The following is a 25933-nucleotide window of genomic DNA, read 5'->3' on the forward strand; positions in this document are numbered from 1 at the left end:
GTGGCACGCATCGGTGACGGCGGCGATCTGCTCAAGTGCTCGTTCTGCGGAAAGAGTCAGAAGCAGGTCAAGAAGCTCATCGCAGGCCCCGGTGTGTACATCTGCGATGAGTGCATCGACCTCTGTAACGAGATCATCGAGGAAGAGCTCGCGGAGACGAGCGAGGTCCGCTGGGAGGAACTTCCCAAGCCTCGCGAGATCTACGAATTCCTTGAGGGCTACGTCGTGGGCCAGGAGCCCGCGAAGAAGGCCCTCTCGGTAGCGGTGTACAACCACTACAAGCGGGTCCAGGCCGGAGAGAACGGCGGCGCGCAGGGCCGTGACGACGCGATCGAACTCGCCAAGTCCAACATCCTGTTGCTCGGTCCGACCGGCTCCGGCAAGACGCTCCTCGCGCAGACGCTCGCCCGCATGCTGAACGTCCCGTTCGCCATCGCGGACGCGACGGCGCTGACGGAGGCGGGCTATGTCGGCGAGGACGTGGAGAACATCCTCCTGAAGCTCATCCAGGCCGCCGACTACGACGTCAAGAAGGCCGAGACGGGCATCATCTACATCGACGAGATCGACAAGGTCGCCCGCAAGAGCGAGAACCCGTCGATCACGCGCGACGTATCGGGTGAGGGCGTCCAGCAGGCCCTGCTGAAGATCCTGGAGGGCACCACGGCCTCCGTGCCGCCGCAGGGCGGACGCAAGCACCCGCACCAGGAGTTCATCCAGATCGACACGACGAACGTGCTCTTCATCGTGGGCGGCGCCTTCGCCGGCCTCGAGAAGATCATCGAGTCGAGAGCGGGCGCCAAGGGCATCGGCTTCGGCGCCACCATCCGCTCGAAGCGCGAGATGGAGGAGAAGGACCAGTTCGAGGACATCATGCCGGAGGACCTGGTGAAGTTCGGGATGATCCCCGAGTTCATCGGCCGCCTCCCCGTGATCACCTCGGTCCACAACCTCGACCGTGAGGCCCTGCTCCAGATCCTGGTCGAGCCGCGCAACGCGCTCGTGAAGCAGTACCAGCGCCTGTTCGAACTCGACGGCGTGGAGCTGGACTTCGAGCGCGAGGCCCTGGAGGCCATCGCGGACCAGGCGATCCTGCGGCAGACCGGCGCCCGAGGGCTCCGCGCCATCATGGAAGAGGTCCTGCAGTCGGTGATGTACGAGGTGCCGTCCCGCAAGGACGTGGCCCGCGTCGTCATCACGGCGGACGTCGTCCGCTCGAACGTGAACCCGACGCTGGTGCCGCGCGACGCGCGCGGCCCGGGGGCCGGGGAGCAGAAGTCCGCGTAGGCGGTCTCTTCTTCGGTACGTGAAAGGGGGCGCCCGGCGATCACTCGCCGGGCGCCCCCTTTCACGTATCTCCGTCCGCGGGGCGCTACTTGGCCTCGACGCGGACGTCGGAGCGGAGCTTGGCCGCGAGGTCCGCGACGGTGGCCAGCGAGATCTCCTTGCCACTGGCGGTGGCGCTCGCGTCGGAGTGCCCGACGGAGGCGACGGTGCTGTGGTCGCCCCAGATGCACAGCGGGGTCTGGAAGGTGTTGGGGATGCCGTCCTCGGTCTCGGCCTTGTCGGCGCCGCCCATCCGGAACTCGGCCTTCTGGCACTTCATGACGCCGTTGTCGAAGCCGTCCGGGGTGAACTCCTCCGGGTCCCCGATGAGGTTGATGCTGCCGGGGGTCTCCGTCGACTTCTTCTTCATCTCGGCGAACATGCCGTCGACGATCTTCTCGGGGTCGTCGATCTCGCCGTACACACCGGAGAAGTTGAGGCTCTTCTGGCTCGTGCTCGCACCCGCGGTGTACTGGCCGTTGACGTCCTTGGGGTTGCCGACGCCCCTGTCCTCCAGGTCCTTGATGTCGCTGGAGGACATGCCGCCGCCCCCGCCTGCCGACTCCGTCTTCTTGTACTCGCCGCCGAGCACCGTCGCGGGCGTCGTCAGCTCGTACGTCTTGCCGTCGTCGGCGACGGACGAGCCGCCGTCACCCTTGGCGAGGAGGAAGTACCCGCCGACGGCGGCCGCGGCCACGACGACCACGGCGCCGATGATGAGCCCGGTCTTCTTGCCGCCGCCGCCCTGCGGGGGCTGCGGGTACTGCCCGTAGGGCGCCTGCGGCGGAATGCCCTGCGGCGGCTGCCCGTAGGGCCCCGGCTGCTGGGGCTGGCCGTAGCCACCGGGCTGGCCGTACGGCTGCTGCGGCGGCTGCCCGTACGGGCCGGGCTGCTGCTGGCCGTAGGGGCCGGGCTGCTGTGGCGGGCCGCCGTACGGTCCGGGCTGCTGGTAGCTCACTGCGTGGGTTCCCCTCGTTGGTGGTGCGGTGGTGCGGTGGTGCGGTGGTGCGGTGTCCGGCGCCGGGTCCGTCAGGCCTTGACGCGGACTTCCTTGCGGACCTTCAGCGCGGTGGCCGAGGCGTCCTCCAGCGAGATCTCACCGGCCATGGCGTCCGCGACCTCGACCGGGACCACGACGGCGACGGTGCTGTTGTCGCCCCAGATGCAGACCGGCATGCGGATCTCCTTGGGGCCCGAGGACGCCCCCGCTCCCGGGTCGGCGCTGTCGTTCTTGATCACGGACTCCTGGCACTTCAGGACGGTGTCGCCGGTGCTGAAGTCCTCGGGGCTGCCGACCAGTTCGCCCGTCGAGGAGCCCCCCTTCTGGGAGTCCTTCTTGACCTTGGCGAACATGCCGTCGACGACCTTGCCCGGGTCGGTGACGTCGCCGTAGACGCCCATGAACTGGATGGCCTTCTGCGCGAGCGGGTTGTTCTCGTCGCCCGCCTTGTACCCGGCGTCCACGTCCTGGGGGTCCTTCACGCCCGCCTTCTCGGCGGCCGCGAGGTCGCTGGAGTTGAAGCCGCCGGTCTGACCGTCCTCCTTCTGGTACTCGCCGAGGAGGGTGTCGGGCGTGGTCAGCTTGTGGGGGCCGTCGTCCTTGATGCCGCCGTCCGCCACGTTCGACGAGCCGCCGTTCCTGCCGCCCTTGTCGTCGTCGCCGCCCGCGAGGAGGAAGTAGCCGCCGACGGCCGCCGCGGCGACCACGGCGACGATCCCGATGATGAGGCCGGTCTTCTTGCCGCCGCCGCCCGGCGGCGGGGGCGGGACCTGCCCGTACGGGGCCTGCGGCGGCTGCCCGTAGGGGCCCGGCTGCTGGGGCTGGCCGTAGGGGACGCCCTGCTGCGGGGCCTGCTGGGGGTAGCCGTACCCGGGCTGCGGCGGGGGAGCCTGCTGCGGGTAGCCGTAGCCGGGCTGGGGCGCCTGGGGCGGCTGGCCGTAGGGGCCGGGCTGCTGGGGCTGGCCGCCGCCGTACGGTCCGGGCTGCTGGCCGCCGTACGGACCCGGCTGGTTGTGGCTCATTGCTGGGGCTCCCCCTCTGGATGCTGACGTCTCTGCGACATCCTGACTGACCCGGACGGCCCGCGGAGAGGCGGGGGCGGCATGCTCACGATATGCGCACGACAGGGCCGGACCGCCTCGGAGAGGCCCGGACGGGCGCCTCTCCGAGGGGAGCGGGAGCGGGGCGCGTCAGAGCTTGACGCGGACCTCTCCGCGGAGCTTGGCCGAGGTGGTCGCCGCCTCGTCGAGGTCGGCGGACGCGCCGGTCAGGGCGCCCTTCACGTCCGTGGAGACGACGTAGCCGATGGTGCTGTGGTCGCCCCAGATGCAGGTCGCCGCGGACATCTTGCTCGGGCCCGACGCTCCGGACGTGGAGCCGGTGGTGCCCGCGCCGCCGCCGAGGTCGATCTTCATCTCCTGGCACTTCAGGACGGCGCCGTCGAGCTCGGACGGCGTGAACGCCTTGGGCTCGCCGACCAGTTCGACGTTCCCGCCGCCGCTGCCGGCGGTGCCGCCCTGCTGCGACTCCTTCGCGGCGTTCGCGAACATGTGGTCGACGACGCCCTCGGGGTCCTCGATCTCGCCGTAGACGCCGCCGAAGCTCAGCACCTTCTTGGCCATCGGGTTGTCGTCGGAGCCCGACTCGTACTGCGCCTGCACGTCCTTGGGGTTCTTCACCCCGGCGGCCTCGGCCTTGTCGAGGTCGACGCTGCTCGGGCCGCTGGACTCGTCCGGCTTCTTCTTGTACTCGGTGATGACGGTCTCCGGCGTCGTCAGCTTGTGCGGGCCGTCGTCCTCGACACCGCCCTTGCCGCCGGCGCCCCCGCTGTCCGCGACGCTGGACGAGCCGCCGTTCTTGCCGCCCTTGTCGTCGTCGCCGCCCGCGAGGAGGAAGTAGCCGCCGACCGCTGCCGCGGCGACCACGGCGACGATCCCGATGATGAGGCCGGTCTTCTTGCCGCCGCCGCCCGGCGGCGGGGGCGGGACCTGCCCGTAGGGCGCCTGGGGCGGCTGCCCGTACGGGCCCTGCGGCGGGACTCCCGGCTGCTGGCCGTAGGGGCCGGGCTGCTGCGGCTGGCTGTAGCCGCCCTGCGGCGGGGGAGCCTGCTGCGGGTAGCCGTAGCCGGGCTGCGGAGCCTGGGGCGGCTGGCCGTAGGGGCCGGGCTGCTGGGGCTGGCCGCCGCCGTACGGTCCGGGCTGCTGGGGCTGCTGCCCGCCGTACGGACCCGGCTGGTTGTAGCTCATCGCTGGGGTTCCCTCCCGATGCTTATGTGTTCCGAACATCCTGGCGGATGCCCGCACGGGGTCGGGGCCCAGGGGCGGATCGATGCGGAGTTGTTGAAGGGCTGTGCCAGAGGGCGGACGTACGAGGGCCCGGGGCGGCCGAACCGCCCCGGGCCCTTTCTCCGCAAATGATCCGCTACGCCTGGGGAAAGGCGCTGCTTTACGCCTTGACGCGCGCGGCCTTGCGCAGGTCCGCCGCGAACGACGCGACGTCGTCCGTGGCCATCCCGCCGCCGCCCTTCATCATCGCGGCCGTGTCGATGCCGAAGACGATGCCGTAGGTGCTGTGGTCGGCCCAGATGCAGACCGGCAGCTCCGTCTTCTTGCTGCCCTCCTTGAAGCTCGCGGTCTGGCACTTCATGACCGCGTTGTCCAGGCTGTCGGGCTCCACGGTCTCGGGACTGCCCTCGAACGCGATCTCCTCGGGGTCGCCGACGTTGTCGCCCGAGCCCTTCTCGGAGTTCTCCTGGGCCTTGGCGAATCCGTCGTCGACGGCCTTCTCCGGGTCCTCGATCTCGCCGTACATGCCCTGGAAGCTCATCTGCTTCCCCGCGAGTGCCTCGCCCGACTTGTACGAGGCGGCCACGTTCTCCGCGTTCTTGATGCCGATCTCCTCGGCGTTCTTCTTGTCGCCGGAGCCGAGCGGGCCGTCGTCGCCCGAGCCGGTGTCGTCGGACTTCTTGTACGCGCCGACCGAGGCCGGCGGCACCAGCTTGTGCGCCCCGTCGTCCTCGACCGACGCCGAGCCGCTGCCGCCGAAGAGGAAGTACGCGCCCACGCCTATCGCGGCGACCACGGCCACCGCGCCGATGATCAGGCCGGTCTTCTTCTTGCCGCCGCCGGCACCGCCACCGGGCGGCGGGGGCGGGACCTGCCCGTAGGGGCCCTGCGGCGGGACGCCCTGCGGCTGCTGCCCGTACGGGCCCGGCTGCTGGGGCCCGCCGTAGCCGCCGTCCTGCGGGGGCGCCTGCTGGGGGTAGCCGTAGCCGGGCGGGGGCGCCTGCGGCGGCTGGCCGTAGGGGCCGGGCTGCTGGGGCTGCCCCCCGTAGGGTCCCGGCTGCTGCTGGGGCTGCCCTCCGTAGGGACCCGGCTGCTGCGGCTGGCCGCCCCCGTAGGGGCCGGGCTGCTCGGGCTGCTGGCCGCCGTACGGGCCTGGCTGGTTGTAGCTCATCGCGTGGGGTCCCCCTCGAACGTCTATGTGTCCCGGACATCCTGAACGAAGTCCGGGATCATTGGGGCCCCGGGCCGTAAGCGATGTCGAGGATTCCGGTTTCGGGGTCACTCCGTGACCCCTCTAAACTGACCGCGTGACCGAGAACGCTCAGCAGCAGCCTCCAGCGACCACTCCCGAACTGCCGACCCAGTACGCGCCGGCCGAGGTAGAGGGGCCGCTGTACGAGCGCTGGGTAGAACGGGGCTACTTCTCCGCCGACGCCAAGAGCGAGAAGCCGCCGTACACCGTCGTCATCCCCCCGCCGAACGTCACGGGCGCGCTCCACCTGGGCCACGCCTTCGAGCACACGCTGATCGACGCCCTCACCCGCCGCAAGCGCATGCAGGGCCACGAGACGCTGTGGCAGCCCGGCATGGACCACGCCGGCATCGCCACGCAGAACGTGGTCGAGCGCGAGCTCGGCAAGGAGGGCAAGTCCCGCCACGACCTCGGCCGTGAGGCGTTCATCGAGCGCGTCTGGAAGTGGAAGGGCGAGTCCGGCGGCCAGATCTCCGGCCAGATGCGGCGCCTGGGCGACGGCGTCGACTGGGAGCGCGAGCGCTTCACCATGGACGAGGGCCTCTCGCAGGCCGTCCAGACGATCTTCAAGAAGCTCTACGACGACGAGCTGATCTACCGCGCCGAGCGCATCATCAACTGGTGCCCGCGCTGTCTGACGGCGATCTCGGACATCGAGGTCGAGTACCAGGACGACGACGGCGAGCTCGTCTCCATGACGTACGGCGAGGGCGAGGACACCATCGTCGTCGCCACCACCCGCGCCGAGACGATGCTCGGTGACACCGCCGTCGCGGTGCACCCCGAGGACGAGCGGTACAAGCACCTGGTCGGCAAGCAGATCAAGCTGCCGCTGACCGACCGCACGATCCCCGTCGTCGCCGACGCGCACGTCGACCCCGAGTTCGGCACCGGCGCCGTCAAGGTGACCCCGGCGCACGACCCGAACGACTTCGAGATCGGCCAGCGCCACGGCCTGCCCAACATCGCGGTCATGGACGAGCACGCGGTCATCACCGTGCCCGGCCCCTTCCAGGGCCTGGACCGCCTGGAGGCCCGCTCCGCGATCGTCGGCGCGCTGCGCGCCGAGGGCCGCATCGTCGCCGAGAAGCGCCCGTACTCGCACTCCGTCGGCCACTGCTCGCGCTGCAAGACCACCATCGAGCCGCGCCTGTCGATGCAGTGGTGGGTCAAGGTCGGCCCGCTCGCCAAGGCCGCCGGTGACGCGGTCCGCGACGGCAAGGTCAAGATCCACCCGCAGGAGATGGAGAAGCGCTACTTCGACTGGGTCGACAACCTCCACGACTGGTGCATCTCGCGCCAGCTGTGGTGGGGCCACCGCATCCCGGTCTGGTACGGCCCGAACGGCGAGGTCGTCTGCGTCGGCCCCGACGACGAGGCGCCCACCGGCGAGGGCTGGACGCAGGACAACGACGTGCTCGACACGTGGTTCTCCTCCGGCCTGTGGCCGTTCTCCACGCTCGGCTGGCCCGAGCAGACCGAGAGCCTCGCGAAGTTCTACCCGAACTCCGTCCTGGTCACCGGCTACGACATCCTCTTCTTCTGGGTCGCCCGGATGATGATGTTCGGCCTGTACGCGATGGACGGCACCCCGCCGTTCCACACGATCGTGCTGCACGGCATGGTCCGCGATCAGTTCGGCAAGAAGATGTCGAAGTCCTTCGGCAACGCGGTCAACCCGCTGGACTGGATGGACAAGTACGGCTCGGACGCCCTGCGCTTCACGCTCGCCCGCGGCGCCAACCCCGGCACCGACGTGCCGATCGGCGAGGACTGGGTCCAGGGCTCGCGCAACTTCGCGAACAAGATCTGGAACGCCACGCGCTTCGCGATGATGAACGGCGCCACGATCGAGGGCGACCTGCCCCCGGCCGAGCAGCTCTCCGCCACGGACCGCTGGGTCCTGTCCCGGCTGAACGCGACGGTGGCCGAAGTCGACGCGCTCTACGACGACTTCCAGTTCGCCAAGCTCTCCGACGCGCTGTTCCACTTCGCGTGGGACGAGGTCTTCGACTGGTACGTCGAGCTGTCCAAGACGACGTTCATGGCGGGCGGCGACGGCGCCAAGGTCTCGGCCCGCGTCCTCGGCGAGGTCCTGGACGTCACGCTGCGCCTGCTCCACCCGATCGTGCCGTTCGTGACGGAGACGCTGTGGACGGCGCTCACCGGCCGCGAATCGGTCGTCGTCGCCGACTGGCCGAAGGACAGCGGCTTCCGCGACGCCGCGGCGGAGAAGGAGATCGAGACCCTCCAGCAGGTCATCACGGAGGTCCGCCGCTTCCGCGCCGACCAGGGGCTCCAGCCGGGCCAGAAGGTCCCGGCCCGCCTCACCCTGGACGGCACGGCGCTCGCCCCGCACGAGGCCGCCATCCGCCAGCTCCTTCGCCTCCAGCCGGAGGGCGACGCCTTCACGGCGACGGCGACGCTGCCGGTCTCGGGCGCCACGGTCGCGCTCGACCTGTCCGGCACGATCGACGTGGCGGCCGAGCGCAAGCGCCTGGCCAAGGACTTGGCCGCCGCGCAGAAGGAGCGTCAGCAGGCGGAGGCCAAGCTCGGTAACGAGGCGTTCCTGGCGAAGGCTCCGGACCAGGTGGTGGAGAAGATTCGTACGCGGCTGAGCAAGGCGATGGAGGACATCGCGCGGTTGGAGGACCAGCTCGCGAAGCTGCCGGCGGCCTGACGCGGCAATGCCTCTCCGCGCATGCGGAGGTGAGCCCGACCTGGCCGCTGCCGAGAAGGACAAGGCTCAGTGTTCCCCGCCACCGCGGGGGTGATGAAGGCGCCCGGAACCACTCGGTTCCGGGCGCCTTCGTTCGCGTACCGCCGGGCCGGTCAGGCCTCCGTGGCCACGGGCCCCGCGCCCACCACCTCGGCGTTGCGCCGCGTCTTGGCCCAGCCGTTCCTGCCCCGCAGCACCCGCAGCAGCCCGCGCGTCGCGACGACGAAGACGTGGTACGCGTACAGCCACAGCGCGAAGCCCCACAACAGGCCCTTGAGCCGGGAGTGTTCGGGCGCGAAGTCCCTGCGGTAGACCGGACCCCACAGCGCGAACGGCAGGATCGAGAGCACGGTCAGCGCGAGCACCAGCGGCCAGACGCCGAGCGCGGAGTCCAGCGGGGAGCGGCCGAGCGCGAGGGCCGCCACGAGCAGCACGGTCAGCACCAGGCTGGCGACGTGCGCCAGGGGCTGCATGAAGGTGTAGAGCGTCTCCAGGACGCCGCGTCCGGCGTAGTGGCGCGAGCCGACGATGCGCGGCGCATACCGCACGCACTGCAGGTTGCCCTGCGCCCAGCGGGTGCGCTGCGTCAGGAAGCGGCGGGCGTGCGGCAGGCCTTCCTGGGAGACGTACGTGTCGGCGACGTGGGTCACGCGGTAGCCGCCCAGGATCATGTGGAGGCCCAGTTCGTAGTCCTCCAGGAGCGCGTCGCGCTGCCAGGGGCGGCGCTCGGCCGCGGCGATCCGGTCGAGGGCGGTGAGCCGGGTGAACTGGCCGTTGCCGCCGAGCCCGACGGATCCGGTGCGCCCGCGCAGGAGCTGCATGCCCGCGTTGGAGACGGCGAACTCCATGTCCTGCATGCGGACCAGGAGCCGGGCCAGTGCGTTGAGCAGCCGGCCGCGCTCGGGCAGCGGACGCCGCTCCTCGACGTTGCGCATCCGCACACTGACCTGGACGCCGCCCATCTCCGGGTCGCCGAAGGCGGTGGGGCCGCTGACGGCGGTCAGCGCGTCGGGGGCGAGGTGTCCGTCGGCGTCGACGACGCACACCACGACACGGGAGCGGTCGGCGTCGCGCGGCAGGTAGTCGTCGAGCTCGGCGTAGGCGGCGTTCAGGGCCGCGCCCTTGCCGATGCGGGCGTCGGGCCTGCGGCGCGACACCAGGTGGACGCGGACGTCGTCCTCGGCGAGCGCGGCGACGACGGCGGCCGTGCGGTCCTCGCTGGCGTCGTCGACGACCCACACGTGCGCGGCGGGGAAGTCCGTGCGCAGCCGGTCCACGGTGGCGCCCACGACGGTCTCCTCGTCGCGGCAGGGCACGAAGAAGTGCCAGTCGAAGGCGCTCGGGTCGCCGCTCTCGTGCGCGGCGCGGCGCAGATAGGCGTGCCGGGCGCCCGCCCAGTACACGAGGAAGCAGCCGAGCAGGACGAAGGGGAAGAGGAACAGGAGCCGGTCGAAGGTCAGCATCAGGAGTCCTGGGGTGGGGGAGCGGGCGTCAGGCCGCTGCGGGCAGGCGGGCGGCGGTGGCGCCCTCGGCCACCAGGTCCGTCAGGAGCGCGACGATGCGCCGGGAGGCCTGGGCGTCGCCGAAGGGGCTCGGGGTGGCGGCGAGGCGGTGCAGCCCGGCCGGGCCCTCGGCGAGCCGGCCGCGCGCGGCGTGGCCGACGCCGGGCCCGGGGCCGACGAGCTCGGCGAAGCCGGCGGCCATGGCCTCGGGGCGCTCGGTGGAGCGGCGCACCACGACCAGGGGGCGGCCCAGGACGGTGACCTCCTCCTGGACGCCGCCGGAGTCGGAGACGAGCAGTGCCGCGTGCCGGGCGAGCGCGAGGAACTCGCCGTGGCCGATGGGCGGCAGCAGGGTGAGCGGGGCGAGCAGGGCGTCGAGCCCGGCGGCCTCGGCGCGGGCGCGGGTGCGCGGGTGCAGCGGGACGAGGACGGGCAACTGCTCGGCGAGCGCGGCCAGTTCGGTGAGGACGGCCCGCAGCGCCGCCGGGTCGTCGGTGTTCTCGGGGCGGTGCACGGTGGCCAGGACGTACGCGTCCGGGGTGAGGCCGTGCCCGGCGAGGAGCGCGGCACGCTCGGCGTCGGCGGGCAGCGTGTCGCGGACGGCCTCGACGACGGTGTTGCCGGTGACGGCGATCCGCTCGGTGGGGATCGACTCGGCGAGGAGGTTGGCGCGGTTCTCCTCGGTGGCGGCGCACAGCACGTCGGAGAGCTGGTCGATCAGGACGCGGTTGTGCTCCTCGGGCATGGCGCGGTCGTGGCTGCGCAGGCCCGCCTCGATGTGGACGAGGGGGATGTCGCGGGCGTTGGCGGCGAGCGCGCCGGACAGTGCCGCGTTGGTGTCGCCCTGGACGACGACGGCGCGGGGCGGCCGGGCGGCGAACTCGGCGTCCAGCTGGGTGAGGGCGGCGGAGATCTGTACGGCGCGCGCCTGGCCGCCGACGCCGTCGAGCAGGGTGGGCTCGGGCAGCCCGAGCTCGGCGAGGAAGCGTCCGGAGAGGGAGTCGTCGTAGTGCTGGCCGGTGTGGATCAGCCGGGCCGCGGGGCCGAGCAGCCGGACCAGGGGCGCCAGCTTGACGAGCTCGGGACGGGTGCCGAGGACGACGGCGACGCTGCGCTCGGGAAGCTGCTGGGCGGGGGCGGTGACGGCTGCGAACACGCGGGGGCACTCCAGGGGAAACGGGACATAGGGGCTTATGTCCTGGAGGGTGCAGGCCGTTGGTTGCGGACCCGGATCGCGCTCGGTTGCGCGACGGTTGCGGATGCCCGGATGACGGGGTTCGGGACCTAGGGCCTGGACCTTCGGCCGTAGGGAGGGCCGGAAGGCCCGCTAGGCGGGCCCCCGGTACCGGTACCCCAGCCCTCGCACCGACTCCAGGGGGTCCTCGGCCCCCGCCGCCTCGGAGACCGCGAGCCGCCGCCGCAGCCGCAGCACGGCGAACTTCACCCGCTCCCGTCCGGAGCCGTCCGGCGCGTCCCACACCTGGTCGAGGAGCTGCTCGGTGGTGACCACGCGCCCCCGGTTGCGTACGAGCACCTGGAGCAGCCGGTACTCGATGTCGCTGAGCCGGACCTCCTGGCCCTGCCAGACCGCGGACCGCCGCTCGGGCACCATCCGCAGGCCCGCCTCCACGTAGTCGCCGCGCCACTGGTCGGGACGGCTGCGCCGCAGCAGCGCCTCGATGCGGGCGAGCAGCTCCTGCGGGTCGAAGGGTTTGATCAGGTAGTCGTCGGCGCCCGCACGCAGCCCGCGGACCCGCTCGGCGACGCTCGTGCGGCCGGAGAGGACGAGGACGGGCAGGTCGGTCATGTCACGGGTGCGGTCGAGGACCTCCCAGCCGTCCAGGCCCGGCAGCATCAGGTCCAGGACCATCAGGGCGGGCCGTTCGGAGAACAGCAGCCGCAGCGCGGCGTGACCGTCCTCGGCGAGCACCGTCTCGTACCCGGCCTCGCCGAGGACGGCGCGCAGCGCGAGGCCGAGGTCGGGGTCGTCCTCGACGACGAGCAGGGAACTCATCCGTGTCCGGTCCGGGCGGGGCCGCCCGTGGGCAGCCGGACCACCACGGTCGTCCCGTCGTCCTCCCCGCCGTGCAGGGCGATGTGACCGTCGTGCAGCCGCACGGTGTCGCGGACGGCGGAGAGCCCGAGCCCGGTGCCGGGGTAGGCGCCGCGGCGGGCGTTGGGGGCGCGCACGAACTCGGTGAAGACCTCCTCGTGGAACTCCTTGGGGATCCCGATGCCGGTGTCGGCCACGGAGATCTCCCAGCCGGTGCCGTCCGGCTCGTCGTAGGGGTGGGCGGAGACGGTGACGGTGCCGCCCGGCGGGGTGAACTTCACGGCGTTGTCGAGCAGCGCGGCGAGCGCGTTCTCCAGCTGGGCGCGGTCGGCGACGGCGGGCGGCCCCGGCTCGTGGTCGTGGGCCAGGAAGATCCCGGCGGCCGTCGCGCGCGGCAGCAGGTCGGAGGTGAGGCGCCCCAGGAGCCGGGCCATGTCCACGCGCGCGTACGCGGGCTCCGCGCGGGTGCCCACCGCCGTGGAGGCGTGCAGCAGCCCGTCGACCATCTCCTGCATGCGGTGCGCGTTGCGGTCGATGGTGTCCAGGTACGTGCGCTGGCTCGCGGAGAGCGGGCCGCCCGAGGGCGCGGCGAGCAGGCCGCAGAAGCTGAGGATCGTGGCGAGCGGGGTGCGCAGCTCGTGCGAGGCGCGGGCGGTGAACTCGGAGCGTTCGCGGGCCAGGTCGCCGAGCGTGCGGACGTGGCGCCGCAGATCGTTCTCGCGGCGGCGCTGCTCGGTGATGTCCTCGGCCAGCCAGAGGGCGCCGACGTGTTCGCCGTCCACGTCGATCTGCCGGCGGCTGGTCAGCAGGATCCGGCCGTCGAGGAACCGGATCTCGGCCTTGCGCGGGAACTGGCGGCGGTTGAGCTGGCGCAGGGCGGTGCTGCCCGGGGGCAGCTGCTCCGCGACGGCGGCGGCGAGCGCCTCCACCGGCGCGCCCGGCGAGGTGTCGACGTCCTGGAGCCGCGCGAGCTCGACGAGCTGCGGGTTGACGGCGATCACCCGCAGGTCCGCCCCGACGAGCAGGGCGCCCTCGGGGATGGCCCTGAGCAGGGCGTGGGCGACCTGGGCGGTCAGGCGCAGGGTCTGGGGCACCGGCGCCGCCCTATCCGACCGGGGCGGCGGCGGCCTCGGCGGCCTGTGCCGGGACGGCGTGGTCGAGGGGGCAGGGGCCGGGCGGCTGCGGTGCGAAGTCCAGGCCGAGCCGTTCCAGCTCCGCCGCGGCCAGCGCGTCCAGCGTCTCGGGGTCGCCGTGCCGCCAGCCCCAGGCGAGGCTGCCCGGGGTCGCGTCGGGGATCTCGGAGGCGGTGGCGGCGACCTCGTCGAGCGGCCGGAGCAGGGAGCGCAGGGCGAGCAGCTCGCGGCCGTCGGCGGTGCCGGCGAGGTCGCGGGCGGCGCCCGCCTGCCGGATCCACCGGACCCGGCGCGGCAGCCAGAGGGCGAGGAGCAGGCCGACGGGGACGACGAACAGGGCGACGGCGCCGACGGCGACGGCGGTCCGCACGGTCAGCGGGTCCATCGCGTCGACGGCCGCGGCGACCCGCCGCAGCACGGTGTCGGCGCGCCCGCCGACCAGGGGCAGCGGCGCCCTGTGTTCCTTGAGGGCGCGGGGGAGGGCGAGCAGACAGGTCAGCCGGTACGCGGTGACGGCTGCGGCGGCCCACAGCGCGGTCCACAGGAGGACCCCGGCGTCACCGGCGAGCTGATGGGTCCGCCTGGCGGAATTCTGGGCATACCACATGGTCCGATTTGACCCCTGGGGCGCACCGGGAGCGGGCAGCCGCGCCGAAAGTACACCCGTTGTGTGCAGGGACCGGCCGTTTCGCCCATGATCATCCGTAAACACCCGGGGTGCGGCAAATCACCAGGACAAGGACGTAAGTCCGGTGAAACGGGCCGAAAGACCTTGGATGATGGAGGGCATGCGCAATGTGTCCGCCGCCCAGGCGATTCGCCAGGCGGCGGCCGCCGCCGGCCGCCTCTCGGCGCGCTGGTCCGGGGCGCCGAGGGCCCAGGACGCGCTCACGGCCCTGAGCGCCTTCGCGCTGATGAGCCTGGACGTGCCGGGCCTCGCCGAGGCGGACAACTCCCTGAACGGCCCGCTCGCCGTCCTGGCCCTCGCCGGCGGCGCGGCCTCGTTGCTGCTGCGCCGCCGGACGCCCTGGCTGACGTACGGGATCGCGCTCCTCTTCCTGGGCTGGCTGCACGAGCTGACGCTGGCGCAGTTCGCGCTCTACTCCCTGGGGCGCCACCGGGGCCGGGCGGCGGGCACGGTCGGTGTCGTCGGGTACGTGGCCTTCGCGTACGTGATGTTCAATCTGCCGGGCTGGCCGGTGCACCGCGGGGACACGCTCGGCTCGTTCCTGAGCCTGGTCGTCCCGATCGGCGTGCTCGCGGCGGGGGTCGGCGTCGCCGCGAACCGGCAGGACCTGGTCCGGGCGCTGGAGGCGCAGCGCGCGGAGACGGACACGCTGCACGCCGTCCAGCAGGAGCGCACCCGCATCTCGCGGGACGTCCACGACTTCGTGGGGCGCGAGCTGACGCTGCTGAGCGTGCGGTCGCAGGTGCTGGCGCGGCGGGCCGCTGGCGGGCCGTTCGCGGACGAGTTCGAGGAGCTGTCGGAGACGGCGCGCAGCGCGCACCGGATGCTCAACGAGATCATCGTGCAGCGGGGTGCGGACGGCGCGCCGACGCCGGGCCTCGACGCGCTTCCCGGGCTCGCCGAGCGCAGCGGGCGGGCGGGCAGTCCCGTGGAGCTCCTGGTCGACGGGGCGGCCCACCGGCTGTCGCCGCTGCGTCAGGCGGCGGTCCACCGTGTGGTGCAGGAGTGTCTGACGAACGCGGCGAAGCATGCGCCGGGGGAGCCGGTGGAGGTCCGGGTCGCCCTCCGGGGCACCCGCCTGGAGATCGTCGTCCGCAACGCGCTGCCGTCCGCGGCGCCGCAGTCCGTGCCGGTGTCCGCGGGGACGGGGACGACGGGGATGGCGGAACGCATCCGTGCGGTGGGCGGCGCCTTCGCGGCGGGCCCCCGGGACGGCACGTACGAAGTCTCCGCCCACCTCCCGGCAGGCGAACTCTCCTGACCCCTCGGCGGCGCCGGGGCGGGCGCCGCCTTCATCGCCGCCCGGCCCCGGGGTTCTTCCCCGCCTGCACCGGGGCTGGAGCCTCACTTATCGCTGCCCGGCACCGTGGGCTGTGCCCACCCGTTCCGCCGTGCGGAACGCCTGCCCACAGCAGGGACGGCCGGTCTGCTGCCCACCGGGTGCAGCGCGGGCGCACCGGCCCCCACTGGGCCGCACGCGCCCGACCGGCCCGAGGGGACGTGGGGGTATGTGCGAACGGAGCACTGAGCGCACGTTGGCGTCTTTGGACTTGGGGCGGGGCGTAGGGATGGCGAGTACGCACATACCCCCGCGGCCCCGCCCCACAGACGAAGCGACCGCGCACCGACAGACGCCAAAGCGGCCCCGCCCCCACAGACGGCAGGCGCACACACCGGCAGACGCCAACGCAGCCCCGCCCCACGGGCGGACCCAAGGCGCAGTACCGTCCATGGCGCCCCGCCAGGCGCAGCACCGCCCAAGGCGCCCCCGCCAGGTCACGCCGCGGACATCACCCGCTCCAACCCGTCGAAGTCCTCCACGCACTTGCCGCAGCCCAGCGCCACGCTGTCCAGCGGGTTCTCGGCGGCGAAGACCGGGATTCCCGTCGCGGAGGCGAGGCGGAGGTCGAGGCCCGGCAGGAGCGCGCCGCCGCCCGTCAGGACGATCCCGTGCTCCATGATGTCGCCGGACAGCTCCGGCGGGCACTCCTCCAGCGTCGCCTTGACCGCCGCGATGATCTGCTCGACCGGCTCGTCCAGAGCCGCCCGCACCTCGCGCGCCGTCAGGTCCACCGTCTTCGGCAGCCCGCCGACCTTCTCCCGCCCCCGCACGGTGAACGACCGCATCTCCAGGGCGTCCTCACCCGGCACCGGCCACGCCGACCCGATGTGCACCTTGATGTCCTCGGCGGTGCGCTCCCCGATCAGCAGCGCGTGCTCCTTGCGCACGAAGTCGGTGATGGCCGCGTCGAGCCGGTCGCCGCCCACCCGCAGGGACTGCGCCGTGACGATCCCGCCCAGGGAGATCACGGCGACCTCGGTGGTGCCGCCGCCGATGTCGACGACCATCGAGCCGCGCGGCTCGGCGACGGGAAGACCCGCGCCGATGGCCGCCGCCATCGGCTCCTCGACGAGGTGCACGGCCCGCGCCCCGGCCCGCTGCGACGCGTGCACGATCGCGCGCCGCTCCACGGGCGTGACGCCGCTCGGCACGCACACGACCATGCGCGTACGGGGGCGCCGCCCCGGCACGGCCTTGCGCACGAAGTGCCGGATCATCTCCTCGGCCGCCTCGTAGTCACTGATCACGCCGTCCCGCAGCGGGCGGATCGCGGTGATGGACCCGGGGGTGCGCCCGATGGTCTCCTTGGCCTCCGCCCCCACGGCGAGCGCCCCGCCCTTGCCCTCCCGCACGGCCACCACGGACGGCTCGTTGAGCACGATCCCCTGGCCGCGGACGTAGAGGAGGGTATTCGCTGTGCCGAGGTCGATACCTATGTCCATGATCGCCAAGTTTGCCCGGCGACCCCCGAAAGCGGAGGGACCAAAGTCCCGAAACGGACGGGCCGAAGGTCCTGACGAAGGTCCCGGGGGCGGGCCGGAGGCCCGCGCGGGGGCCGACCGGGAGGTCCTGACGGCGAGTGTCGGCGGTGCTCCGTAGACTGGCGTACGTGAGTGAGCTCCCCCCGCACGACGACGACCGCCCCGCCGACCCGGACGACGCCTTCGAGGACATCGTCGGGGCCGAGACCGACCGTGACCCCGACCTCGCGGTGATCGAGGCGGGCAGCCGCACGCTGCGCACCCAGGCAGGACCGCCCGAGAGCGACGTCCCCGCCCGCCCCGCCGACCCGGAGGTCGACCGGGCGCTGCGCGCGGTCGAGACGGAGCTGGCGGGCCGCTGGGGCGAGACCAAGCTGGAGCCGTCCGTCAGCCGCATCGCCGCGCTGATGGACGTCCTGGGCGAGCCCCAGCGCTCCTACCCCTCGATCCACATCACGGGGACGAACGGCAAGACGTCCACGGCCCGCATGATCGAGGCCCTGTTCTCCGCCTTCGAGCTGCGCACGGGGCGTTACACGTCCCCGCACGTCCAGTCGATCACCGAGCGGATCAGCCTGGACGGCGCCCCCATCGCCCCCGAGCGCTTCGTCGAGACGTACGACGACATCAAGCCGTATGTCGAGATGGTCGACGCCCGGCAGGAGTACCGCCTCTCCTTCTTCGAGGTCCTCACCGGCATGGCGTACGCGGCCTTCGCGGACGCCCCGGTGGACGTGGCCGTCGTCGAGGTCGGCATGGGCGGCAGCTGGGACGCGACAAACGTGATCGACGGCTCGGTCGCCGTCATCACCCCCATCGACCTGGACCACACGGACCGCCTGGGCACCACGCCCGGCGAGATCGCCCAGGAGAAGTCCGGCATCATCAAGCCGGACGCGACGGTGATCATGTCCCAGCAGCCGGTGGACGCCGCCAAGGTCATCCTCAAGAAGGCCGTCGAGGTCGACGCGACGGTGGCCCGCGAGGGCCTGGAGTTCGGCGTCGTCGCCCGCCAGGTCGCCGTCGGCGGCCAGCTCCTGACCCTGCGCGGCCTCGGCGGGGAGTACGAGGAGGTCTTCCTGCCGCTGCACGGCGAGCACCAGGCGCACAACGCCGCGGTGGCGCTCGCCGCCGTCGAGGCGTTCTTCGGCGTCGGCTCGCAGCACGCGCGCCCGCTGGACATCGAGACGATCCGCAAGGCCTTCGCCACGGTCTCCTCGCCCGGCCGCCTGGAGATCGTGCGCCGCTCGCCCACCGTCGTCCTGGACGCCGCGCACAACCCGGCGGGCGCCCGCGCCACCGCCGCCGCGATCAGCGAGGTCTTCGACTTCAGCCGCCTCATCGGCGTCGTCGGCGCGAGCGGCGACAAGGACGTGCGGGGGTTCCTGGAGGCCTTCGAGCCGATCTTCGCCGAGATCGTCGTCACGCAGAACTCCAGCCACCGCTCGATGGACGCGGACGAGCTCGCCGGGATCGCCGTCGAGGTCTTCGGCGACGACCGCGTCCAGGTCGAGCCGCGCCTGGACGACGCCCTGGAGGCCGCGATCACGCTGGCCGAGGAAGAGGGGGAGTACGCCGGCGGCGGCGTACTGATCACCGGTTCCGTCATCACGGTCGGCGAGGCCCGACTGCTCCTGGGGAGGGGCTGACTCCTGTGCGTACGCTCTGTGCTTCGACGCTGATCGGCGAGTTCTTCGTCATCGGCTTCGCCGGTCTGGTCGCCATGAAGGACCCGGACCTGTCCATGGGCACGGTCTGGACGGTCAGCGGCATCGCCATGGTCCTGTGCGTGCTGCTGTGCGGCGTGATCACCCGGCCCGGCGGGGTGCAGCTCGGCTGGGCCCTGCAGATCGCACTGATCGCGAGCGGCTTCGTGGTGCCGGCGATGTTCTTCATGGGCGCGGTGTTCGCCGGGCTGTGGTGGGCCTCGGTCCACTTCGGCCGCAAGGTCGACGAGGCCAAGGCCAGGTTCGCCGCGCAGGCCGAGGCCGCCGAGGCGTAGGCGGGCCGGTGCCGGGCGGAGGCCGGAGGTAACACCGCGTAGCCGCCCCCGGTATCGTGCGGGCCATCCGTGTGATCGCAAAGATCGTAAGAACACCTCTTGGAGCCGCACATGAGCCAGCGCACCCTCGTCCTGCTGAAGCCCGACGCCGTTCGTCGTGGCCTGATCGGCGAGATCATCGGCCGCATCGAGCGCAAGGCGGGCTGGACGATCTCCGCGCTGGAGCTGCGCTCGCTCGACCAGGAGACCCTGGAGCAGCACTACGGCGAGCACAAGGGCAAGCCGTTCTACGAGCCGCTGGTCGCCTTCATGTCGTCGGGCCCGGTCGTCGCGCTCGTCGTCGAGGGCGAGCGGGTCATCGAGGGCGTGCGCGCGCTGGCCGGTCCGACCGACCCGATCGCCGCCGCGCCCGGCTCGATCCGCGGTGACTTCGGCACCATCGTCCGCGAGAACCTGATCCACGCCTCGGACTCCGAGGAGTCCGCCGAGCGCGAGCTCAAGATCTTCTTCCCGGGCGCCTCCTGACCGCGGAGCCGGACGCCGTCGCGCAGTTCTGACATCGAGTCAGAAAGTCGCCGCCCCGACCTGGGACGGCCGGAGAAATTCGGCCGTCCCTTGGCATATGCACCCCAATTGGGGGAACCCGTGCCTCCGATGGCACGTCTCCAAGGGCGGGGCGGCGCATCATCTGCTGACAATGGCGAAGACCCTCGCGCCGTCTTCGCGCGGCCGAGACTACGATGGAAGCCTCCACCACACAGCACCCACCTCGCCTACCTAAAAAGCCATCACACGCTCCACTAGGGAAGGCCAGACGCATCCTCATGGGGAACAACATGTCGTTCATCGGCCGTGACATGGCTGTCGACCTCGGGACCGCCAACACGCTGGTGTACGTCAGGGGTCGGGGGATCGTACTCAACGAACCGTCGGTCGTCGCGATCAACACCAACACCGGTGGCATTCTCGCGGTCGGCGCCGAAGCGAAGAAGATGATCGGGCGCACGCCCGGCAACATCGTCGCGGTGCGCCCGCTCAAGGACGGCGTCATCGCCGACTTCGAGATCACCGAGCGCATGCTCCGCTACTTCATCCTGAAGATCCACAAGCGGCGCTACCTCGCCCGCCCGCGCGTCGTCGTCTGTGTGCCCTCCGGCATCACCGGCGTCGAGCGCCGCGCCGTCATCGAGGCCTCCTCGCAGGCCGGCGCGCGCCAGGTGCACATCATCGAGGAGCCCATGGCCGCGGCCATCGGCTCCGGCCTGCCGGTCCACGAGGCCACGGGCAACATGGTGGTGGACATCGGCGGCGGCACCACCGAGGTCGCGGTCATCTCGCTCGGCGGAATCGTCACGGCGCAGTCGATCCGCGTCGCCGGTGACGAGCTGGACAACGCGATCATCCAGCACATCAAGAAGGAGTACTCCCTCCTCCTCGGCGAGCGCACGGCCGAGCAGATCAAGATCACCATTGGTTCGGCGTACGACATGGACGCCGACGAGCACACCGAGATCCGCGGCCGGGACCTGGTCTCCGGGCTGCCCAAGACCGTCGTCATCTCCGCCGCCGAGGTCCGCAAGGCCATCGAGGAGCCGGTCAACGCGATCGTCGACGCGGTCAAGACCACCCTGGACAAGTGCCCGCCGGAGCTGTCGGGTGACGTCATGGACCGCGGCATCGTTCTCACGGGTGGCGGCGCCCTGCTGCGCGGCCTCGACGAGCGGCTGCGCCGGGAGACCGGCATGCCGATCCACATCGCCGAGGACCCGCTGGACAGCGTGGCGCTCGGCTCCGGCAAGTGCGTGGAGGAGTTCGAGGCGTTGCAGCAGGTGCTCGACGCCCAGCCCCGCAGATGACCAGGGCGCGCACGCCCTGAACGGGGGTCCGCCGTACGAGTGCCTGTCACCTCGTGCGGCGGATCGTTGATATATAGGCAAGGCACAAGAGTTCCCCAGAACTCCGTGGAACCCGCAGATTCCGCGGAATCCGATTGAGGAAGGCACGCCGCCGCACGTGAGGGACACACGAGAGAGCCGGCTGCTCCTGGTGCTGCTGATCGCCATCGCGTTCGCTTTGATCACGGTGGACATCCGCGGAGGCGAGGATTCACCGGTCGACGGTGCCCGCCAGGCCGCCGCCACCGTCTTCGGTCCGGTCGAGGAGGGGGTCTCCTCGGCCGTCGATCCGATCGGGAACGCCATCGGCGCGGTGCGCGACTCCGGCGACCGCCACGACCGCATCGCCGAACTGGAGCGGCAGAACGCGGCCCTGAAGGCCAAGCTCGGCAGCGACGACCGCAACCGCAGCCGCGTGCGCCAGCTGGACAGCATGCTGAAGAAGGCGGGCGCCGGGCAGTACGGCATCAAGGGCGCCGAGGTCATCGGGATAGGAGCGGCCCAGGGCTTCTCCTGGACCGTCACCATCGACGCCGGCGCGAACGACGGACTCAAGCGCGACATGACGGTCCTGAACGGCGACGGCCTCGTCGGCCGCGTCACGACGGTCGGCCCGAACACCGCGACCGTCCTGCTCGCCAACGACCCCGACTTCACCGTCGGCACCCGCATGGAGAAGACCGACGAGCTCGGCTTCGCCACCGGCCAGGGCGACCGCCCCCTGTCCGTCCAGCTCCTGAACGGCAAGGCCAAGGTCAAGAAGGGCGACCGCCTGGTCACCTTCGGCTCGCAGGCCGACAAGCCGTTCGTGCCCGGCGTCCCGGTCGGCGAGGTCGTCCGCGTCGACCCCTCGGGCGGCGACCTGACGCGCAACATCTACGTGAAGCCGTACGTCGGGTTCACCAAGCTCGACATCGTCGGCGTCGTCGTCGAGGCGCCCCGCGAGGACCCGCGCGACACGGTCCTGCCGCCCAAGCCCGCGAAGCCCAAGCCGACCCCGACGGTGACCGTCACGGCCACCCCGTCAGGACAGCCCCCGGCCGGCAACGGCGACGAGCAGTAGGAGACCGGACCATGCGCTTCAACCGAATCCTGCTCTCCACCACGCTGGTCGTCGTCGCCCTGGTCATCCAGGTCAGCGTCCTGGCCCGCCTGCAACTGCCCGGCGCCGTCCCGGACCTGGTCCTGCTCACCGTCCTCGGCCTCGCCCTGGTCTACGGCCACGTCGGCGGCGCCCTCATCGGCTTCGGCGCCGGACTCCTGTCGGACCTCGCGCCGCCCGCCGACCACGCCGCCGGGCGGTACGCGCTCGTGCTCTGCGTCATCGGCTACCTCGCCGGACTCGCCAAGCCGGAGGGCGGCCGGCTCCGCTCCGCCACCGGCCCGCTCGTCGTGGTCGTCGGCGCCGCCATCGGGTCGACGCTGCTGTACGCGGGCGTCGGCTCCCTGGTCGGCGACACCGCCGCCCGCCATGTGGGCCTGGGCGGCCTGCTGTTCACCGCCGCGCTCTACGACCTGCTGCTCGCGCCGTTCACCGTGCCGCTGATCATCGCGCTCGCCCGCCGCGCCGAGAACGACCCGCTGGGGGAGAACTCCCCCGCCAACAAGGCGGCCGACGTCTCCTCCGGCTGGCTCTCGTCCGGCACCGGACTCCGTATCGGCAACCAGCGCGGCGGCCTGCGGGCGAAGGCCGCCAAGGCCCGGGTCGCCCGCGCCGGACGCATCAAGGGGGTCAAGCGCCTGTGAGGTCGCAGCACTTCGCCGACCGCACCGAAGGACCGGGCAGGGGACGCACCAGGGGAGGGGAGAAGTGACCAACATTCCGGAGACCGGACGGACCCCACGGGTCCAGATCCGGCTCGTCGTCATCCAGATCCTCGTCGTCTCCCTGCTGCTCACCCTGGGCGGCCGCCTCTGGTACCTCCAGATCCGCAACGGCGACGAGTACGCCAAGGAAGCCTCCGGCAACCACGTCCAGCAGGTCGTCCAGCCCGCCGTGCGCGGCTCGATCCTGGACGCGCGCGGGGTGCCGATCGCCGACAACCAGACCCGTCTCGTCGTCTCCGCGTCCCGCACGGACCTGATGAAGATGAAGGACGACGGCAAGGCGGTCCTCGGCAAGCTCGCCGACGTGCTCGGCATGAGCACCAAGGACGTCTCCGACAAGGTCCGCCTCTGCGACTCCAAGACGCCCCAGCCCTGCTGGAACGGCTCGCCCTACCAGCCGATCCCGATCACCGACGAGGCCACGCCCAAGCAGGCCCTCCAGATCCGCGAGCGCTCCGAGGACTTCCCCGGCATCACCGCCGAGCCCACCGCCGTGCGCCGCTACGCCGCCCCCGGCAAGTCCAACACCGCGCAGGTCCTCGGCTACCTCTCGCCGGTCACCGACGAAGAGATCAACAAGGCCAAGGACAGCGACTCGCCCTACCTGCGCTCCGACCAGGTGGGCCGCTCCGGCCTGGAGCGCACGTACGACAAGCAGCTGCGCGGCAAGGCCGGCGTCACCCGCTACGAGGTCGACAACCTCGGCCGCGTCATCGGCAAGGCCAAGTCCGACAAGGCCGAGCCCGGGGCGAACGTCGTCACCAGCATCGACGCGCGCGTGCAGGCCGTCTCCGAGTACTGGCTCGACCACGCGATGAAGAAGGCCCGCGACGAGTTCGACAAGAACACCGGCGAGAACTACAAGGCCGACGCGGGCGCCGTCGTCGTCATGGAGAACAAGACCGGCCGCATCATCTCCATGGCCTCCAACCCGTCGTACGACCCGAACGCCTGGGTCGGCGGGATCTCCGGCAAGGACTACGCCAAGCTCACCGGCAAGAACTCCAACTACCCGCTGCTCAACCGCGCCATCCAGGGCCAGGCCGCCCCCGGCTCGATCTTCAAGGTCATCCCGACCACGGCCGCCGTCAACGCGGGCTACCAGTTCAACGGCCGCTACCCGTGCCCCAGCTCGTACTCCATCGGCGGCCAGACCTTCAAGAACTTCGAGTCCAAGGGCCACGGCAACATCACCCTCGGCCAGGCGCTCGAGGTCTCCTGCGACACCGTCTTCTACAAGCTCTCGCACGACCAGTGGGCCAAGGACGGCGGCAACAAGCCCAAGAAGGACGCCAAGGACTGGTTCTACAAGACCGCTCACCAGTTCGGCCTCGGCAAGGAGACCGGCGTCGACCTGCCCAACGAGGTCAGCGGCCGCGTCCCGGACCGCCAGTGGAAGAAGGACTACTGGAAGGCCAACAAGGACGCCTGGTGCAAGCAGGGCAAGAAGAGCGGCGACTACGCCGAGCGCATCGCGTACGAGAACTGCCTCGAAGGCATGAAGATGCGCGCCGGTGACTCCGTCAACTACTCCATCGGCCAGGGCGACACCCTCGTCACGCCGATCCAGATGGCCACGATCTACTCCGCCATCGCCAACGGCGGCACCCTCTACGACCCCACCGTCGGCAAGGCGATCATCAGCGCCGACGGCAAGCAGGTCGAGGAGATCAAGCCCAAGTCGCACGGCAAGCTCCCGATGAACGCCGCGCTGCAGAAGGACATAGACGGTGCCCTCGCGGACGTCGCGACGCGCGGTACGGCCGCGTGGCGGTTCGGCGGCTGGCCGCAGGACAAGATCCCGATGCACGCCAAGACGGGTACGGCCGAGGTCTACGGCAAGCAGACCACCTCGTGGTTCGCGACGTACACCAAGGACTATTCGATCGTCATGACGATCTCCCAGGGTGGTACGGGCTCCGGCGCCTCCGGACCCGCCGTCCGCAAGATCTACGACGCCATGTACGGCCTCGACGACAGCGGCAACCAGGACAAGAAGAAGGCCCTGCTGCCCGAGCCGCAGAAGAACCTGCCGAAGATCGAGACCGACGGCTCCATCGATTCCCCGAAGATCAAGCCGTACAAGCCCGAGGCGCCCAAGCCGCCGGCCGAGCAGCAGGAACTCGCGGCCGGTCCCACGGCCAACTGGAGGCGGGACTAGCCCATGACCGGCAATGGCTTCTCCGTCTCCGGGTACGGCCCCGAGCGCTCCTCGATGTCGCGGCTCCTGGCCCGCGACTCGATAGTGCGCCGGCTCGACTGGCCGATGCTGCTCGCGGCGCTCGCGCTCTCCGCGATCGGCGCCGCGCTCGTCTACTCGGCGACCCGCAACCGCACCGAACTGGTCGGCGACGACCCGTACGCCTTCCTGATCAAGCACGTCATCAACATCGGCATCGGCCTCGTCCTGATGGGCGGCACCGTCTGGCTCGGCCACCGCACCCTGCGCACCGCCGTGCCGATCCTCTACGGCGTCTCCGTCTTCCTGGTGCTGCTCGTCCTCACCCCGCTCGGCGCGACCATCAACGGCGCCCACGCGTGGATCGTGATCGCGGGCCAGTCGCTCCAGCCGTCCGAGTTCTGCAAGATCACGATCATCCTCGGCATGGCGATGCTGCTCGCCGCCCGCGTCGACGCGGGCGACAAGGAGCACCCCGACCACCGCACGGTCGTCCAGGCCCTCGGCCTCGCCGCCGTGCCGGTCATGATCGTCATGCTGATGCCCGACCTCGGCTCGGTCATGGTGATGGCGATGATCGTGCTCGGCGTGCTGCTCGCCTCCGGCGCCTCCAACCGCTGGGTGTTCGGACTGCTCGGCGCGGGCGCGCTCGGCGGCGTCGCCATATGGCAGCTCGGCGTCCTGGACGACTACCAGATCGCCCGCTTCGCCGCCTTCGCCAACCCCGCGCTCGACCCGGCGGGCGTCGGCTACAACACCAACCAGGCCCGCATCGCCATCGGCTCCGGCGGCCTCACCGGCACCGGCCTCACCAACGGCTCCCAGACCACCGGACAGTTCGTCCCCGAGCAGCAGACCGACTTCGTCTTCACGGTCGCGGGCGAGGAACTCGGCTTCGTGGGCGCGGGCGCGATCCTGCTCCTGCTCGGCGTCGTCCTGTGGCGCGCCTGCCGCATCGCCCGCGAGACGACCGAGCTGTACGGCACGATCGTCGCCGCCGGGATCATCGCCTGGTTCGCCTTCCAGGCCTTCGAGAACATCGGCATGACCCTCGGCATCATGCCGGTGGCGGGCCTGCCGCTGCCCTTCGTGTCCTACGGGGGCTCCTCGATGTTCGCCGTCTGGGTGGCCGTCGGACTGCTCCAGTCGATCAAGGTGCAGCGGCCCATGTCGGCCTGACCGCTCCACCGGTGGGCAGCCCCGCGACCGTCGTTGGCCGTCGCGGGGCTGCCCACCGCGCGGTTTCGCG

General features: G+C 71.6%; 21 protein-coding genes. 11 read left to right on the forward strand and 10 right to left on the reverse strand.

All coding sequences use genetic code 11. The features are described from left to right. A complete protein-coding gene (clpX, locus tag AB0L89_RS01220) occupies positions 1–1287 on the forward strand; it encodes an ATP-dependent Clp protease ATP-binding subunit ClpX (RefSeq protein WP_365132323.1) in 1287 nt (428 codons plus the stop codon). 85 nt (positions 1288–1372) lie between these two features. Here clpX and AB0L89_RS01225 read toward each other — a convergent pair whose 3' ends face one another. The 4 genes from AB0L89_RS01225 to AB0L89_RS01240 form a co-directional block, all read right to left on the reverse strand. Then, positions 1373–2284: a hypothetical protein gene (locus AB0L89_RS01225; protein WP_365132326.1), complete on the reverse strand. Its 912-nt coding sequence runs from the start codon at positions 2282–2284 to the stop codon at positions 1373–1375. Between the two features lie 71 nt (positions 2285–2355). Further along, positions 2356–3348, reverse strand: a complete 993-nt coding sequence (locus AB0L89_RS01230; RefSeq protein ID WP_365132328.1) for a hypothetical protein — start codon at positions 3346–3348, stop codon at positions 2356–2358. Between the two features lie 168 nt (positions 3349–3516). Next, the gene (locus AB0L89_RS01235; RefSeq protein ID WP_365132331.1) at positions 3517–4572 is read right to left on the reverse strand and encodes a hypothetical protein; all 1056 of its coding nucleotides are present in this window, start codon (positions 4570–4572) and stop codon (positions 3517–3519) included. 199 nt (positions 4573–4771) lie between these two features. Further along, positions 4772–5782, reverse strand: a complete 1011-nt coding sequence (locus AB0L89_RS01240) for a hypothetical protein (RefSeq protein WP_365132334.1) — start codon at positions 5780–5782, stop codon at positions 4772–4774. A gap of 136 nt (positions 5783–5918) precedes the next feature. Between AB0L89_RS01240 and AB0L89_RS01245 the strand changes: the two genes are divergently transcribed. Further along, positions 5919–8543, forward strand: coding sequence for a valine--tRNA ligase (locus tag AB0L89_RS01245; protein WP_365132337.1), 2625 nt, complete (start codon positions 5919–5921; stop codon positions 8541–8543). A 152-nt stretch (positions 8544–8695) separates the two neighbouring features. On the opposite strand, the gene AB0L89_RS01250 is transcribed toward AB0L89_RS01245, so the two are convergent. The 5 genes from AB0L89_RS01250 to AB0L89_RS01270 all read right to left on the reverse strand — a co-directional run bounded on the left by AB0L89_RS01250 (position 8696) and on the right by AB0L89_RS01270 (position 13877). Then, positions 8696–10045: a glycosyltransferase gene (locus tag AB0L89_RS01250; protein ID WP_365132340.1), complete on the reverse strand. Its 1350-nt coding sequence runs from the start codon at positions 10043–10045 to the stop codon at positions 8696–8698. A gap of 28 nt (positions 10046–10073) precedes the next feature. Continuing rightward, a complete protein-coding gene (gene wecB / locus AB0L89_RS01255; protein WP_365132343.1) occupies positions 10074–11240 on the reverse strand; it encodes a UDP-N-acetylglucosamine 2-epimerase (non-hydrolyzing) in 1167 nt (388 codons plus the stop codon). Between the two features lie 171 nt (positions 11241–11411). Then, complete coding sequence (locus tag AB0L89_RS01260) at positions 11412–12098, reverse strand: response regulator transcription factor (RefSeq protein WP_365132346.1); 687 nt, start codon at positions 12096–12098, stop codon at positions 11412–11414. After that, positions 12095–13231 carry a HAMP domain-containing sensor histidine kinase gene (locus AB0L89_RS01265; RefSeq protein ID WP_365132349.1) on the reverse strand — a complete coding sequence of 379 codons (1137 nt, stop codon included), beginning with the start codon at positions 13229–13231 and terminating at the stop codon, positions 12095–12097. The genes AB0L89_RS01260 and AB0L89_RS01265 overlap by 4 nt, the downstream gene beginning before the upstream one ends. Positions 13232–13241: 10 nt before the next feature. Next, positions 13242–13877: a hypothetical protein gene (locus AB0L89_RS01270; RefSeq protein WP_365132352.1), complete on the reverse strand. Its 636-nt coding sequence runs from the start codon at positions 13875–13877 to the stop codon at positions 13242–13244. Positions 13878–14058: 181 nt separating this feature from the next. Between AB0L89_RS01270 and AB0L89_RS01275 the strand changes: the two genes are divergently transcribed. Continuing rightward, positions 14059–15219, forward strand: a complete 1161-nt coding sequence (locus tag AB0L89_RS01275) for a histidine kinase (protein ID WP_365132355.1) — start codon at positions 14059–14061, stop codon at positions 15217–15219. A 515-nt stretch (positions 15220–15734) separates the two neighbouring features. On the opposite strand, the gene AB0L89_RS01280 is transcribed toward AB0L89_RS01275, so the two are convergent. Beyond that, a complete protein-coding gene (locus AB0L89_RS01280) occupies positions 15735–16742 on the reverse strand; it encodes a rod shape-determining protein (protein ID WP_365132358.1) in 1008 nt (335 codons plus the stop codon). Between the two features lie 167 nt (positions 16743–16909). On the opposite strand from AB0L89_RS01280, the gene AB0L89_RS01285 reads away from it, so the two are divergent. The 8 genes from AB0L89_RS01285 to rodA all read left to right on the forward strand — a co-directional run bounded on the left by AB0L89_RS01285 (position 16910) and on the right by rodA (position 25863). Next, positions 16910–18430 carry a folylpolyglutamate synthase/dihydrofolate synthase family protein gene (locus tag AB0L89_RS01285; protein WP_365132361.1) on the forward strand — a complete coding sequence of 507 codons (1521 nt, stop codon included), beginning with the start codon at positions 16910–16912 and terminating at the stop codon, positions 18428–18430. Between the two features lie 5 nt (positions 18431–18435). Next, positions 18436–18783: a DUF4233 domain-containing protein gene (locus AB0L89_RS01290; RefSeq protein ID WP_365132365.1), complete on the forward strand. Its 348-nt coding sequence runs from the start codon at positions 18436–18438 to the stop codon at positions 18781–18783. A 111-nt stretch (positions 18784–18894) separates the two neighbouring features. Further along, entirely contained in the window at positions 18895–19308 is a 414-nt protein-coding gene (gene ndk, locus AB0L89_RS01295; protein ID WP_365132368.1) for a nucleoside-diphosphate kinase, read from the forward strand. 311 nt (positions 19309–19619) lie between these two features. After that, positions 19620–20639 (forward strand): rod shape-determining protein, encoded by a 1020-nt coding sequence (locus AB0L89_RS01300; protein WP_030362602.1) that lies wholly within the window; start codon positions 19620–19622, stop codon positions 20637–20639. Positions 20640–20796: 157 nt separating this feature from the next. Continuing rightward, positions 20797–21741, forward strand: a complete 945-nt coding sequence (gene mreC / locus AB0L89_RS01305) for a rod shape-determining protein MreC (RefSeq protein ID WP_365132372.1) — start codon at positions 20797–20799, stop codon at positions 21739–21741. A gap of 11 nt (positions 21742–21752) precedes the next feature. Continuing rightward, positions 21753–22424 carry a rod shape-determining protein MreD gene (gene mreD / locus AB0L89_RS01310; RefSeq protein ID WP_055702327.1) on the forward strand — a complete coding sequence of 224 codons (672 nt, stop codon included), beginning with the start codon at positions 21753–21755 and terminating at the stop codon, positions 22422–22424. 64 nt (positions 22425–22488) lie between these two features. Next, on the forward strand, positions 22489–24666 hold the full coding sequence (gene mrdA / locus AB0L89_RS01315) for a penicillin-binding protein 2 (protein ID WP_365132375.1): 2178 nt from the start codon (positions 22489–22491) through the stop codon (positions 24664–24666). A gap of 3 nt (positions 24667–24669) precedes the next feature. Then, positions 24670–25863 carry a rod shape-determining protein RodA gene (gene rodA / locus AB0L89_RS01320; RefSeq protein ID WP_365132378.1) on the forward strand — a complete coding sequence of 398 codons (1194 nt, stop codon included), beginning with the start codon at positions 24670–24672 and terminating at the stop codon, positions 25861–25863. Positions 25864–25933 lie beyond the last annotated feature (70 nt).

The organism is Streptomyces sp. NPDC052114, from assembly GCF_040680155.1.
Classification (GTDB): Bacteria; Actinomycetota; Actinomycetes; order Streptomycetales; family Streptomycetaceae; genus Streptomyces.

What these genes read in the sequence shown, in the direction of transcription:
- AB0L89_RS01240 (WP_365132334.1), bottom strand. Translation starts at nt 5,782, where the DNA reads ATGAGCTACAACCAGCCAGGCCCGTACGGCGGCCAGCAGCCCGAGCAG.
- AB0L89_RS01260 (WP_365132346.1), bottom strand. Translation starts at nt 12,098, where the DNA reads ATGAGTTCCCTGCTCGTCGTCGAGGACGACCCCGACCTCGGCCTCGCG.
- AB0L89_RS01300 (WP_030362602.1), top strand. Translation starts at nt 19,620, where the DNA reads ATGTCGTTCATCGGCCGTGACATGGCTGTCGACCTCGGGACCGCCAAC.
- AB0L89_RS01280 (WP_365132358.1), bottom strand. Translation starts at nt 16,742, where the DNA reads ATGGACATAGGTATCGACCTCGGCACAGCGAATACCCTCCTCTACGTC.
- AB0L89_RS01270 (WP_365132352.1), bottom strand. Translation starts at nt 13,877, where the DNA reads ATGTGGTATGCCCAGAATTCCGCCAGGCGGACCCATCAGCTCGCCGGT.
- AB0L89_RS01230 (WP_365132328.1), bottom strand. Translation starts at nt 3,348, where the DNA reads ATGAGCCACAACCAGCCGGGTCCGTACGGCGGCCAGCAGCCCGGACCG.
- ndk (WP_365132368.1), top strand. Translation starts at nt 18,895, where the DNA reads ATGAGCCAGCGCACCCTCGTCCTGCTGAAGCCCGACGCCGTTCGTCGT.
- rodA (WP_365132378.1), top strand. Translation starts at nt 24,670, where the DNA reads ATGACCGGCAATGGCTTCTCCGTCTCCGGGTACGGCCCCGAGCGCTCC.
- mreD (WP_055702327.1), top strand. Translation starts at nt 21,753, where the DNA reads ATGCGCTTCAACCGAATCCTGCTCTCCACCACGCTGGTCGTCGTCGCC.
- AB0L89_RS01250 (WP_365132340.1), bottom strand. Translation starts at nt 10,045, where the DNA reads ATGCTGACCTTCGACCGGCTCCTGTTCCTCTTCCCCTTCGTCCTGCTC.
- AB0L89_RS01275 (WP_365132355.1), top strand. Translation starts at nt 14,059, where the DNA reads ATGCGCAATGTGTCCGCCGCCCAGGCGATTCGCCAGGCGGCGGCCGCC.
- AB0L89_RS01235 (WP_365132331.1), bottom strand. Translation starts at nt 4,572, where the DNA reads ATGAGCTACAACCAGCCGGGTCCGTACGGCGGGCAGCAGCCCCAGCAG.